At 38.9% G+C, this 12,468-nt stretch carries 13 protein-coding genes; 6 read left to right on the plus strand and 7 right to left on the minus strand.

What is annotated here, in order from left to right; genetic code table 11:
* Positions 1-19 precede the first annotated feature (19 nt).
* The 4 genes from GM418_RS14965 to GM418_RS14980 are packed head-to-tail and all read right to left on the minus strand — an operon-like array spanning position 20 to position 4,188.
* Complete coding sequence (locus tag GM418_RS14965) at positions 20-892, minus strand: glycine betaine ABC transporter substrate-binding protein (RefSeq protein ID WP_158867688.1); 873 nt, start codon at positions 890-892, stop codon at positions 20-22.
* Positions 893-915: 23 nt separating this feature from the next.
* Complete coding sequence (locus GM418_RS14970; protein WP_158867690.1) at positions 916-1,776, minus strand: ABC transporter permease; 861 nt, start codon at positions 1,774-1,776, stop codon at positions 916-918.
* Between the two features lies 1 nt (position 1,777).
* Positions 1,778-3,022 carry a quaternary amine ABC transporter ATP-binding protein gene (locus tag GM418_RS14975; protein ID WP_158867692.1) on the minus strand — a complete coding sequence of 415 codons (1,245 nt, stop codon included), beginning with the start codon at positions 3,020-3,022 and terminating at the stop codon, positions 1,778-1,780.
* 17 nt (positions 3,023-3,039) lie between these two features.
* Positions 3,040-4,188, minus strand: coding sequence for a hypothetical protein (locus GM418_RS14980; RefSeq protein WP_158867694.1), 1,149 nt, complete (start codon positions 4,186-4,188; stop codon positions 3,040-3,042).
* A gap of 393 nt (positions 4,189-4,581) precedes the next feature.
* Here GM418_RS14980 and lpxK point away from each other — a divergent pair, with 393 nt between their 5' ends.
* The 6 genes from lpxK (at position 4,582) to GM418_RS15010 (ending at position 9,730) form a co-directional block, all read left to right on the plus strand.
* A complete protein-coding gene (lpxK, locus tag GM418_RS14985; RefSeq protein ID WP_158867696.1) occupies positions 4,582-5,688 on the plus strand; it encodes a tetraacyldisaccharide 4'-kinase in 1,107 nt (368 codons plus the stop codon).
* Entirely contained in the window at positions 5,627-6,439 is an 813-nt protein-coding gene (locus GM418_RS14990) for a purine-nucleoside phosphorylase (RefSeq protein WP_158867698.1), read from the plus strand. Before lpxK ends, GM418_RS14990 begins: the two co-directional genes overlap by 62 nt.
* Before the next feature lie 66 nt (positions 6,440-6,505).
* A complete protein-coding gene (locus GM418_RS14995) occupies positions 6,506-7,453 on the plus strand; it encodes an SMP-30/gluconolactonase/LRE family protein (RefSeq protein ID WP_246222845.1) in 948 nt (315 codons plus the stop codon).
* Between the two features lie 17 nt (positions 7,454-7,470).
* Positions 7,471-8,085, plus strand: coding sequence for a hypothetical protein (locus GM418_RS15000; protein ID WP_158867700.1), 615 nt, complete (start codon positions 7,471-7,473; stop codon positions 8,083-8,085).
* Positions 8,082-8,786 (plus strand): PrsW family glutamic-type intramembrane protease, encoded by a 705-nt coding sequence (locus GM418_RS15005; protein WP_158867702.1) that lies wholly within the window; start codon positions 8,082-8,084, stop codon positions 8,784-8,786. The genes GM418_RS15000 and GM418_RS15005 overlap by 4 nt, the downstream gene beginning before the upstream one ends.
* Positions 8,786-9,730 (plus strand): pyridoxal-phosphate dependent enzyme, encoded by a 945-nt coding sequence (locus tag GM418_RS15010; protein ID WP_158867704.1) that lies wholly within the window; start codon positions 8,786-8,788, stop codon positions 9,728-9,730. Before GM418_RS15005 ends, GM418_RS15010 begins: the two co-directional genes overlap by 1 nt.
* A gap of 99 nt (positions 9,731-9,829) precedes the next feature.
* Here the strand turns inward: GM418_RS15010 and vapC are convergent, their stop codons facing one another.
* The 3 genes from vapC to cls all read right to left on the minus strand — a co-directional run bounded on the left by vapC (position 9,830) and on the right by cls (position 12,362).
* Positions 9,830-10,231, minus strand: a complete 402-nt coding sequence (vapC, locus tag GM418_RS15015) for a type II toxin-antitoxin system VapC family toxin (protein WP_158867706.1) — start codon at positions 10,229-10,231, stop codon at positions 9,830-9,832.
* A complete protein-coding gene (locus GM418_RS15020; protein ID WP_158867708.1) occupies positions 10,228-10,425 on the minus strand; it encodes a type II toxin-antitoxin system VapB family antitoxin in 198 nt (65 codons plus the stop codon). Before GM418_RS15020 ends, vapC begins: the two co-directional genes overlap by 4 nt.
* 485 nt (positions 10,426-10,910) lie before the next feature.
* Positions 10,911-12,362, minus strand: a complete 1,452-nt coding sequence (gene cls, locus GM418_RS15025; protein ID WP_158867710.1) for a cardiolipin synthase — start codon at positions 12,360-12,362, stop codon at positions 10,911-10,913.
* Positions 12,363-12,468 lie beyond the last annotated feature (106 nt).

The following is a 12,468-nucleotide window of genomic DNA, read 5'->3' on the forward strand; positions in this document are numbered from 1 at the left end:
TTTTTTGAAAAGAAGATAGCTATTCGAACCATGAATCTACCAATTCTTTGTTTGCTTCGTACCATTTTTGTGCGCCCGTTTCTTCATCACTGGCTTTTATTTCAGCCATTAAATCATACAGTTGAGATTCTTCAAGATTAAAATTCTTAAAAAATTTGGCTGCTTCGGGTGAGTCCTGATCAAAACCCTTTCGCGAAATAATGGCACACACATCCTGCGGGTATACTCCTTTAGGGTCGGTTAAATATTTTAAATCGTAGTTTGCCCACATATAATGTGGTTTCCAACCGGTAACAACAATCCATTCTTCATTCTTTATCGCTTTTTCAAGACTTGCTACCATAGCTGGTCCACTTGAGGTGACCTGTTCCAAATCCAGATTGTATTCATCAATTGCCTTAATTGTGTTAGCATGAATCCCGGCGCCACTGCCAATACCAATAATTTCTTCATTGAATTTGTCTTTGCTGGCATTTAATTCTTCAATGGAGTTAATTGTAACGTACGAAGGAACAACCAAACCTGTTGTTCCCCCGCTAAATGCTTCTCCCAACTTTACCAGGTCATTGCCATAGTCGGCCCAGTAATCTTTGTGGGTGTTGGGTAACCAGGCATCCAGAAAAACATCTCCTTTTGAATTGGTTTTTGACAATTCTCCGTAAATTAATCCGGGTTCGAGGTTCGTTAATTCTACCTCGTAATTGTGACCTTCAAGTGCTGCTTTCGCTAAATGTGTAAATGCAATTCCCTCTGCCCAGTTCGGATACAGGATACTAACTTCTTTCTGAGCACTTTTTGTTTCCTTTTTATTTCCGCTGTTCGAACACGATGTGAACGCTGCCGCTAAAACAGCAACCATGAACAGTATTCCAATTTTTTTCAATTTTAACATAACATATATATTTAGATTATTTATTATTTTTTTCCAATAGATTGTGTAATTCTATCCAAAATGATGGCTAGGACAACAATCCCAAGTCCTGCTTCAAAACCTTTGGCAATGTTGTTTTGCTGGATTCCCTGGTAAACAATACTTCCCAAACCTTTAGCCCCAACCATGGATGCAATTACCACCATCGATAATGCAAGAAGAATGACCTGGTTTATACCCGCAAGAATTGTTGTTTTGGCCAGGGGTAACTGAATTTTAAAAAGTATTTGTTTTTCGGTAGCGCCAAATGCATAACCGGCTTCAATTACGTCCGACGGAACATTTCGGATACCCAAACTGGTTAAACGAACCGCAGGTGGCAACGAAAAAATAACCGTGGCAATTACTCCCGGAGTGTTTCCAACACTAAAAAAGAATATGGCCGGAATGAGATATACAAATGCCGGCATCGTTTGCATTAAGTCAAGTATTGGACGAATTACTGCATTTGCGGTGTTACTGCGGGCAGCCCAAATTCCCAAAGGAATACCAAAAATAAGCGCGATAAAAGTAGATACAATTACCAGGGTTGTGGTTTGAACAGCTTCTTCCCAGTAACCCATCGCCCATACTAAAATAAGTCCCAGAACAACAAAGAAAGCCAGACTTGCACCATCTTTTATTCCCTCTTTTTTTAATGATTTTTTTCCAGCTTTTGCATAGTAGGCGCCAAGTGTTACCAGAATAATGATTACATAAAACGGAATTACCAGAAATACGTCGTTTATACTGTCCACTGTCCACGAGATTATATTATCTATAGCTCTCCACAAATCTGAGAAATTTTCTTCCAGTGCATTAATTCCGATTTCGATATATTTTCCTATGTCTATTAACTTTTCCATATCAAATTTCGTTAGCTTTTTCTTTTAACTCAATCACTTCATCCATTTCAAAGCGTGTAGCCTCAATAATCAGTGATGTTTGTGAAACAATACCAAGTAATTTGCCATTCTCTTCATCAACCACTGCAAGTGGATATCTGGTTTCGGTAATCAGTGGCAGCATATCTTCAACTGTATATGTTTTATACACGCTGGGCACATCTGTTTTTAAAACTTTTTTTATTGAGGTTTCCTTTTCTTTCTCCAGCTTCAGTATATCCTGCAACCTGACATATCCGAGAAATTTTTTGTCTTCATCTTCAACCGGCAGAACATCCATTCCTATAGTTCGCATTTTTCGTATTATACTTTTGGGCCCTTCCTTATTGATTTCGGCGAAAGTAAATTTCTCAAACATCAGAGTTTCTGCCGTTATTATGGTTTTTCTATCCACCTTTTCAACAAAAGCTTCCACATAATCACTGGCCGGGTTGGTAAGGATATCTTCTGCCGTTCCGATTTGTTCTACGACCCCGTCTTTCATAATTGCAATCCGATCGCCAATTTTTATAGCTTCATCCAGGTCGTGTGTAATAAACACAATGGTTTTATGTAGTTTATTTTGAATTTGTAAAAGCTCATCCTGCATATCTGACTTGATCAAAGGATCGAGTGCCGAAAAGGCTTCGTCCATCAGCAGCACTTCCGGATCGTTAGCCAATGCACGGGCGAGGCCGACTCTCTGTTGCATTCCTCCTGATAGTTCCTTAGGATATTGCGATTCGTAGCCTTTTAAGCCAACAGTTTCCAAAGCCCTTTTTGCCCGTGCCTCTCGTTGTTCTTTTTCTTCCCCTCTGATTTCAAGTCCAAAGGAAGCATTCTCCAGAATGGTATGATGTGGAAGCAATCCAAATTTCTGAAAAACCATACTCATTTTGGTACGTCTGGTTTCGAGCAGTTCCTTGTTTGTTTCGCGGGTGATGTCATGACTATCAAAATATACATTCCCTGCTGTTGGTTCGTTTAAACGATTTAGACAACGGATTAATGTTGATTTTCCACTGCCCGACAGTCCCATGATTACAAATATCTCTCCTTCTTTAATTTCGAGATTGGCTTTGTTAACACCTACAGTACATTTGGTTTTTTTCAGGATTTCTTCTTTTGAAACCCCTTGTTGCAGTAGCTTTAACGCTTCCTGTTTTCGTTTTCCGAAAATCAGCGTTAGATTCTCAACATGAATTTTTATTTTTCTTTTGTCTGACATAACTCCACGTTTTAGAATTAAAAGTAATAACCGATATTAATGTTAAATCGCATCTCCCAGTCTGCGTTGGCAGTTCCTTCCGATAAGGCTCCTCCCCAAACCGGCCCGAGCCAGGGTTGGTCTTTCCCCTGTGCCGCATCCACGTATGTGTAAACGTTTCCGGCAGTAATCAGTACTCCGGTTACATTCATATAAGAGTCGTGAAAATCGTTAAGCTTTTTGTCCATAAAACCAAAGTCGTCGTAAAACTGAAGGTTTGATATGGGCCCCCACTCAACAGGGACAGAATATGCAACACCCAAAGTATAAGTTGTGCCTTCCGATGCCACAAGGTAAGGGGCACCGTATGCTGTCATGGCAATCATATCGTTCGATTGGCCTGCCGGATTTTTTGTGTTGTAATTGTATTTCGAAACCTGCGCTTTTACGTTAAGCTTTCCGAAGTCCAATTCATAATGACCAGCCAATGCCAAATGATCTCCTGTGTTTTCTGTGTCCAGATTGTAAATTCCTCCGTATTGTGCAGAAACTCCCAGCATATGATTAGCACCTCCGTTTGAAAATTTACGCACAACTTTTAAGTTAAGCTGGTTGATTTCCTTATTACGGTACAATCCGTCGCCTGAAGAGCTGACATCATACGAATACCGGCTGTTGGATACGTCAGAATTATTTCCGAAATTTAGTTCTTCTGCGTTCTTAAAAAAAGCAAATGCATACAACCAGTTTTCGCTGTTGTGTGTATATTTTAAGCCCATGTCGTGGTCATCTTCCAAGCCCAGATAGTAATTGATACTGAAAAACCAGTTGTGCGAATTGTATTGAGTAATTCCAAAAGGAACCTGCGTTAAGCCAATTTGCAGATTATTTTCGGGCGTAAAATCATAGCCCACCCAACCTTGTTTTAACATTCCTCCTCCAAATCCTTGAGAATATAAGCGGTACTCGGCATTTAATTTTACACCCTTGTATTTTGCTTTCGCGTTGATACGAAAAAGATCGTAACCAAAATCACCACCGCGTGTTTTCTGCCCTTCCTTCCACGATGATAAATTATAATTAAAACGGAGTGCTCCGCCTACATGTAGCTCAGGCTTATCCTGCGCAAATAATGAAATAACGGGTATTGAAATAAATATCAATACCATCTTAAGTTTTGATACCATAAGATTATTTTCTGTTAGAATAAATTAAAATGAAGAGGGAAAACAAATGCGGTTTAACAGCATGGTGGAATAAATCTGTCCGACTGATTTCGAAAGACCAGATTGAAGGCGGTAAAAACCCTCATATTTCTCCGTTCATGATTTTTAATGTTCTTACAATTCATTGAGGCAAAGTTACAATATTGTGGTAGTTTAACGAAGCAATAGCCAAAAACCTGAATTTTAATAAAATACAGTTAACGATTTTTCTTTTTAGTTCAAAGTGGGACAGTTTTATTTTTTTGCAACCGGAAGACTTGTTAACAGATAGTATTTTTGTACTTTGCTGAGGCGCCTTCCGGTTTTAGTTTGCTTCATTTTCGTATATTAGCTCCTCTTAAAAAAAGGGCTTTTATGTTGAAAATTCTTCTTTATCCGTTCTCCCTGCTCTATGGAATTATCGTATACATTCGCAACCGGATGTACGACTTAAACATTTTTAAGTCGACCGAATTTGATGTGCCGGTAATTTCAATCGGAAACATTACCGTTGGAGGAACAGGGAAAACTCCGCATGTAGAGTATATTGTTAATCTTTTAAAAGAGAAATTCGAGATAGCCACTTTAAGCCGAGGATATAAACGAAAAACCAGAGGGTTTGTAAAGGTGGAGACCGATTCTCCGGTAGTTAATGTTGGTGACGAACCTTTGCAAATAAAGAAAAAGTTTCCGGAGATAACCGTTTCTGTTTGTGAGAACCGGGTTACCGGTGTAGAAAAAATACTGGATCCTAAAAAAGAGAAAACACCTGATGTGGTTATTTTGGACGACGCTTTTCAGCACCGTCGGATAACTCCCGGTATTAATATCCTGCTTATCGATTACAACAGGCAAATTAAAGAAGATATGCTTTTGCCGGCCGGAAGATTACGTGAAGGGAGCTACCAAATGCGGCGGGCAAACATTATCATTTTCACCAAATGTCCCAATGAAATTACACCCATTGTGAGAAGGATAATGCAAAAGGAAGTCCGGTTGAAACCCTACCAGGAATTATTTTTTACAACATTGGTTTACGATAAAATTATCTCCGTTTTTTCGGGGCCCGATCTGGACGAGCGCTTTTTTGAGAAGAAAGAATATGCTGTTCTGGTAGTAACAGGAATCGCCTCGCCGGTGTTGATATATAAGTATCTCGGGAAATTTACAAGCTCGTTGGATACCTTAACTTTCCCCGACCATCACCATTATTCTGAAAATGATTTACGGCTTATATTTCGTAAGTTTGAAAAAATAAACTCAACCAGGAAAATAATTGTTACTACTGAAAAAGATGCAATGCATTTCAAAGATATATCAAACCTGACGGTTGAATTTAAGGAAGCATTGTATTACCTTCCGGTAAAAATAAAATTCCTCGATGAGGAGGGGAGGTTATTTAATAAAAAGATTTTAGGTTATGTTGGAGAAAATAAAAGCAACCGCGAACTTCATAAAAGAAAGAATTCAGGCCAGTCCTGAATATGGAATAATCCTGGGTACCGGGCTTGGTGGCCTGGTTAAAGAAATAGAAATTCTGGAATCAATTCCCTACAAAGAAATTCCAAATTTTCCGGTTTCAACGGTCGATGGGCACAGTGGAAGATTAATTTACGGAAAACTAGGGGATAAAGAGGTGCTTGCTATGCAGGGACGTTTTCATTTTTATGAAGGCTATTCGATGAAAGAAGTGACTTTCCCTGTGCGTGTTTTTAAATTTATTGGAATCACTCATCTGTTTGTTTCCAATGCAAGTGGCGGGCTTAACCCCGATTCCAATGTGGGAGATATTGTTATCATCAACGACCATATCAATTTTTTCCCGGAACACCCTTTGCGCGGGAAAAATGAAAATGAACTTGGACCGCGTTTCCCCGATATGAGTAAACCTTACGACAAGAAGTTAAGAAACAGAGCCAAATTAATAGCGCTGGAAAACAGCATAACGGTTGGAGAAGGGGTTTATGTTGGAGTGTCAGGACCAACTTTTGAAACTCCTGCTGAATATAAAATGTTCCGAATTTTGGGAGGAGACATGGTTGGAATGTCAACTGTTCCGGAGGTGATTGTAGCCAGGCATATGGAGATGAAAGTTTTTGGAATTTCCATTATTACAGATAGCGGTGTACCCGGCGAGATTGTTGAAATATCTCACGAGGAGGTACAGGAAGTTGCGATGAAAGCAGAACCCAAAATGACACTGATTCTGAAAATATTAATTGAAAGTATTTAGATATTATTTCTCCGGGGATTTACCGTTGCAGGTTTTTTATTTTCAATAATTGTTATTCAAAAAAGCATGATGAAAAATATCATATCGATTTTTATACTGGCTGCATTTATAGCGGTGGCTTGTTCAACACAAAAAACAAATGATGTGGAACTGGTTATTGACTCCCGGTCGGATTTGGGAGAAGGAGCTCTTTGGGATTACAGAACCGGCGAATTAATGTGGATAAACATTACGGGCAAAATATTAAACTTCTATAATCCAAAAACGGGAAATAATAAAGAAATGTTTACCGGGCAGATGATTGGAACGGTTGTCCCTACCGAAGCGGGAAAAGTTCTTGTTGCGCTACAAAATGGAATTTATATGCTTGAGCCCGAAACCGGAACAAAATCGTTGATCGTTGATCCGGAGGAAGATATTGCAAGCAATCGATTCAACGATGGGAAATGCGATCCTTCGGGGCGTTTTTGGGCGGGCACTTTGAGTTTAAACGGAGGATCGGGGGCAGCGGCTCTGTATCGTCTCGATTCTGACAGTTCGGTGCATACAATGGTCAAAAATGTTAGTATCTCAAATGGAATTGTGTGGTCGAACGATTATAAAAAAATGTATTATATAGATACTCCTACCCAGAAAGTTATGGTCTACGATTATGATAATGCAAGCGGAAATATCAGCCATCCCGAAGTGGCAGTTGATGTTCCGTCAGAAATAGGTTCTCCCGATGGAATGACCATTGATGCCGATGGCAATTTGTGGGTAGCGCTTTGGGGCGGTTCCGCAGTTGGATGCTGGAATCCTGAAACCGGTAAGCTGCTCCGAAAAATAGAAGTCCCGGCAAAAAATGTTACTTCCTGTGCTTTTGGCGGTGATGATTTGGAAACACTTTATATTACTACAGCCAGGCAAAGTACCACAAAAGAAGAATTGGAGAAATTCCCTCATGCAGGAGGTGTATTCAAAACCAATCCAGGAGTAAAGGGCGTTAAAGCGTACTATTTCGATGATATTTAATCGTTAATTTGCCCGGAATGAGAAATGCAAAACAGGAGTTAAAACAAATTTTCCAGAAGAGGGGCAGGGAGATTCGGAAATATACAATTTCAGAAACCGGTTTGGATACTGAAATTTCTTCCAACGGTCAATCTCAGTCTTTTTCTATTCCTTTTGAGGAAATCGAGTTTAATGAAACGCTGATAACAAAAAAATCAGGGTCAAAAGAAATTGCTTTTTTTATTTCTGTTGCCATAAACCTTTTGCTCATTGGCTTTTTACTTTACCAGAATACTTCCTTTATTGATGGGGCAGCCTTTTCCGGAATGATTATCGGTGTTGTTGCCGGCTTAAGTGTTTGGGCGGTTCAGTTTTTTAAAAAGGAAAAAGAAAAAATAATAAAAGGACAGCAGAATTTGGTTTTTTTCTACAATAAAAAAGAAAAAGATGAGGTTGATTGGTTTCTGAAAGAGCTAAAATCGGTTCAAAGAAATTATATTCGGAAAAAATATATGAAAATTGATGATCTGATTCCGTACGAGAACCAGGAACAAACTTTTTACTGGATGTACAGCAAAAAATTTATTTCCCGTTCGGAACTGGAGATTTTATTTGAAGAATTGGAAAACAGAAAAATAATTAGAGGAAGATGAATTTGTTACTTCTTTCACTTGCACCTGTTTTTATTATTGGTGGTTACATTTATTACCGTGATAAATACGACAAAGAACCGTTGCAACTTTTGTGGAAAGCATTGCTGGCCGGAGCACTCATTGTAATTCCGGTTATTTTTGTGGAACGGTTTTTATCTTTGTTTTTACCTTTTTTCCCGGGAATTTTAAATCCGGCTTACCATGGTTTTGTGGTGGCTGCATTTACCGAGGAGTCGTTTAAGTTTCTGGCTTTGTTTCTTTTGTTCTGGAAAACCAACACTTTTAATGAAAAGTTTGACGGCATTGTTTACGCCACTTTTATTTCGCTTGGGTTTGCCGGTGTTGAAAATGTAATGTATGTTTTGCAGTATGGCGTTTCTACCGGAATAACAAGGGCGATTACTGCTGTTCCGGCGCACGCGGTTTTTGGTGTTACTATGGGGTTTTATGTCGGACAGGCCCGTTTCTACGACAAACAAAAAAAGGAGTTGCTCAGAAAAGCCATCGGAATGCCCATCCTTTTGCATGGAGTTTACGATTTTATTTTGATGACAGGCTACAACTGGCTGCTGGCTTTTTGGATTGCTTTTGTCGTTTTCCTTTATTTTTCAGCGTTAAAAAGGATCAAAACCTTATCCGACCAGTCGATTTTTAATACCGACTATGATTTACTAAACGAAAAATTTACAAAAAGACAGTAATGGATATTCCCGTTTTCTCTGATGTTGAAAAAGCTCATGAGATAATACAAAAACACGCTCACCGAACACCGGTTTTGACCTCGTCGGGTATAAACAAAATTGTTGGCGGGCAGTTATTTTTTAAATGTGAAAATCTGCAAAAAGTAGGGGCTTTTAAATTCCGGGGCGCTTGTAATGCTGTTTTCTCGCTTTCGGAAGAAGATGCACAAAAGGGCGTAGCCACGCATTCGTCAGGAAATCATGCGGCAGCACTGGCTCTGGCTGCAAAAATGCGCGGAGTGGAGGCACACATTGTAATGCCCGATAATTCGCCTGAAATTAAAAAGAAAGCGGTGGCAGGTTATGGGGCGAAAATCACTTTTTGCCAACCTACTTTGGAGGCACGCGAAAGCACGCTAAAGAAAATAATTGAAGAAACCGGTGCAACAGAAATTCATCCGTACAATAACTTTTTCGTGATAGCAGGACAAGGAACTGCCGCCAAAGAGCTGATTGAAGAGAAGGGGGCGTTTGATATTATTTTGGCTCCCGTTGGTGGAGGGGGATTGTTGAGCGGAACAGCTATCTCTACAAAACATTTGCTCCCCAATTGCAGGGTAATAGCCGCCGAACCAGCTGGCGCCGACGATGCTTTTCGTTCTTTTTATGCAAAAAAGCTGATTCCTTCAGTTAATCCAAAAACCATTGCCGACGGCTTATTGACTTCGCTTGGAGAGCGAAATTTCAAAATAATTATGGAGAAAGTAGATGATATTTTCACCGTTCCAGAAGAAGAAATCGTAGAAGCCATGCGTATGATCTGGGAGCGGATGAAAATAATTATTGAACCTTCGTCTGCTGTTCCGCTGGCAGCCATTCTGGAAGGAAAAATTGACATTCAGAATAAAAAAGTTGGAGTAATTCTTTCCGGCGGCAATCTGGATTTGGGAAAGTTGCCGTTTTAGTAGTTAGAGAACTCCGCAAAACAGGAGTTTATATTTTAGAATATTTGACATTTCAAATCGGGAAAGTGGAAAGATCATGATAAAAATTCGGGAGTTGTCTCAAAATCTTAATGTTTTGATATGTTTACGGATGAGATCAAAATCGCGATCGTTGTGAACAATATCCAATGAATTTTTAAGGGCATACCAAGCAATCAAACAGTCGTTACTTTTTCGAATGGTTATACCTTTTTTCCGGAGAAACCTATATATTTCAGCTGCTCCAATTGCCGCTTCTATTGAATCTTCTGTTAGCATGCAAAGTGCTAAAAAAGATTCTCTTACACTGGCGAAATGGTCGTCATTTGCTATCCCTTGTAAAACTTCCTGTAGAATAACCGGACAAATATATACACGAAGATCTTTCTCCAGATAACGAGTAAGCACGCGTGTTTCTTCACTGTTTTTGCCATTGAGAAAGTCAATCCAAATACTGGTATCAAACAATTTTCCTTTGCTCATGTTTGACGCATTTCATCAAGACTGCCTTCCCACTTTACTTTTCCTTTTAAGCTAAGAAGTCGAGCTCTTTTTTTTGATTCCACAGTTTTTCCCAACGAAAAATTCACAGCTTCCTTAATGCTTTTTAAATTATAAGCATCCATCACTTCCCTGACCAAATCCAAATCAATTTCTATGTTTGTTCTTTTGTACATTTCTAAATTTTATACACAAAAATAAGCTTATTCTTACACATGTAAAAGTCTTTCTTGCGTTAATAATAAATGACAAGATGATAATTGATGAATCGGTAAAACACGATTAACAAATAAAAATTATTCATCATTTCTTATTTGTTGTGTTAATATATAGTTCTAAAGAATAGGAATCTTTAACTTCTTGATTTTTCTTATAATACTTATATTTGTATTGCTATAAATGATTTACAGAAAAAGGGAATCAAAAAAATGTCCGGTTTTGGACACCGGACAATATTGCCGAAGAAAACTATTGAAAATTTCAAAATCACATATTAAAAAAATAGATTTCAATACAAAACAACTACCAGAAGTACGTTATATATATGTGTGATTGTCAGTATCTTTAACTATTCGTCGGTTCAGGGTGTAAAATTGAATTCAATCGGAAAGTTGAGCAATTTGCCTAGTGGGGCATAAGTGCTTTTCTTATCTTTTTAGTGTTATAACATCGGGCTAAAAATGTGTGCCAGCGATTCGCGGAATTTTTTATGCCACGGGCGCTGTTGCCACTCTTCCAATGTTATTTCATAGCTGTTTTTTAAATCAACAGTAAAGGTTTTTTCAAGTTCTGCTGTAAACTCCTCATCGTAAATAAAAGCATTTACCTCAAAATTGGTTTCCAGGCTTCGGAAATCGAGGTTGGTGGTTCCCACGCTTGAAAAAACATCATCAACAATAATGTATTTGCTATGGATAAATCCGGCCTCGTAAAAAAATATCCGGATTCCTGCCTCCATTAATTCTTCTACATAAGAAAATGAACACCAGCGTGGAATTATCGCATCCGATTTTTTAGGGATGATAATCCGAACATCGACATTACTTAATGAAGTCATCTTTAGTGCGGAAACAATATTGGGTGGTGGCATCAAATAAGGAGTAACAATATAAACCCGCTTCCGGGCATTGGTAATGGCCGCAAAAAATGCCTGGCCGATGTTTTCCCAATCAGAGTCGGGGCCACTGGCCGAAATCTGTACAGCAGTTCCGGGAGCTTCGGAAAAAGCAGGAAAATATTTTCGCCCGTTTATATTTTCATTGATTACAAAATACCAGTCGGCAGCAAAAACAACCTGTAAACAGGCCACAGCGTCACCTTCCAGTTGCAAGTGTGTGTCGCGCCAGGGACCAATTTTTTTAATTCCCTCGATGTATCGATCGGCCACATTTATTCCCCCTGTAAAACCAATTTTCCCGTCAACTATAACAATTTTCCGGTGGTTTCTGAAGTTGACCTGCGAGGTGAGACGCGGAAAATGAACTTCCATAAACGGATAAATTTCCACTCCGTTTTTTCTAAATTCTTCAATGTTTTTATTTCCCAGCCCCCAGCTTCCAACATCGTCGATTATTATACGAACCTCTACCCCCTGTCTGCTTTTTGCAATCAGTAAATTTTTCAGCCGCCGCCCGATTTTATCATCGGCAAGAATATAGTACTCCAAATGAATATGATGACTGGCGCTTTGTATCGCTTCAAAAATGGCATCAAAGGTCTGTTCTCCGCCATTTAATATTTTTAATTTGTTTCCGGTTGTCAGCAGTGCGCTTGAATTATTCAGAAGCAGGCGAATAATTTTTTCTTTCTCCCGGATTTTTTTATCGAGGTGCAGATGGGTCTGTTCAAATTCGCGCAATTGTTTCGTTGAAAGTCTCCTGATTTTCCCAAGGCTTTTTATTCCCGACCGCGAAAACAGTTTTCGTTTGCGGTACTCCTGCCCAAAAATCAGGTAAAAAACTACACCAAAGATGGGAAGCAAAATGAGAACCAAAATCCAGGCTGCAGTTTTAAACGGCGAGCGTTTTTCCCAAACAATCATTATAGCAACCGGAATCGCAGTGAGAAGAAAAACCAGTGAAAAGATTCGCCAAAATTCACTCCACTCAATCATTGTGTAATTTTCAAAAAATTAACAGAATAAATTTCACCAAAATTAATATGAAAAACAATTTTGGTATGGAATTCGTATTAAATAATATTGCAAATTACAAAGGAGG

Origin of the sequence: Maribellus comscasis, from assembly GCF_009762775.1 — a bacterium.
In the GTDB taxonomy this organism is placed as follows: Bacteria; Bacteroidota; Bacteroidia; order Bacteroidales; family Prolixibacteraceae; genus Draconibacterium; species Draconibacterium comscasis.

What these genes read in the sequence shown, in the direction of transcription:
- GM418_RS14965 (WP_158867688.1), bottom strand. Translation starts at nt 892, where the DNA reads ATGTTAAAATTGAAAAAAATTGGAATACTGTTCATGGTTGCTGTTTTA.
- GM418_RS14970 (WP_158867690.1), bottom strand. Translation starts at nt 1,776, where the DNA reads ATGGAAAAGTTAATAGACATAGGAAAATATATCGAAATCGGAATTAAT.
- GM418_RS14975 (WP_158867692.1), bottom strand. Translation starts at nt 3,022, where the DNA reads ATGTCAGACAAAAGAAAAATAAAAATTCATGTTGAGAATCTAACGCTG.
- GM418_RS14980 (WP_158867694.1), bottom strand. Translation starts at nt 4,188, where the DNA reads ATGGTATCAAAACTTAAGATGGTATTGATATTTATTTCAATACCCGTT.
- lpxK (WP_158867696.1), top strand. Translation starts at nt 4,582, where the DNA reads ATGTTGAAAATTCTTCTTTATCCGTTCTCCCTGCTCTATGGAATTATC.
- GM418_RS14990 (WP_158867698.1), top strand. Translation starts at nt 5,627, where the DNA reads ATGTTGGAGAAAATAAAAGCAACCGCGAACTTCATAAAAGAAAGAATT.
- GM418_RS14995 (WP_246222845.1), top strand. Translation starts at nt 6,506, where the DNA reads ATGATGAAAAATATCATATCGATTTTTATACTGGCTGCATTTATAGCG.
- GM418_RS15000 (WP_158867700.1), top strand. Translation starts at nt 7,471, where the DNA reads ATGAGAAATGCAAAACAGGAGTTAAAACAAATTTTCCAGAAGAGGGGC.
- GM418_RS15005 (WP_158867702.1), top strand. Translation starts at nt 8,082, where the DNA reads ATGAATTTGTTACTTCTTTCACTTGCACCTGTTTTTATTATTGGTGGT.
- GM418_RS15010 (WP_158867704.1), top strand. Translation starts at nt 8,786, where the DNA reads ATGGATATTCCCGTTTTCTCTGATGTTGAAAAAGCTCATGAGATAATA.
- vapC (WP_158867706.1), bottom strand. Translation starts at nt 10,231, where the DNA reads ATGAGCAAAGGAAAATTGTTTGATACCAGTATTTGGATTGACTTTCTC.
- GM418_RS15020 (WP_158867708.1), bottom strand. Translation starts at nt 10,425, where the DNA reads ATGTACAAAAGAACAAACATAGAAATTGATTTGGATTTGGTCAGGGAA.
- cls (WP_158867710.1), bottom strand. Translation starts at nt 12,362, where the DNA reads ATGATTGAGTGGAGTGAATTTTGGCGAATCTTTTCACTGGTTTTTCTT.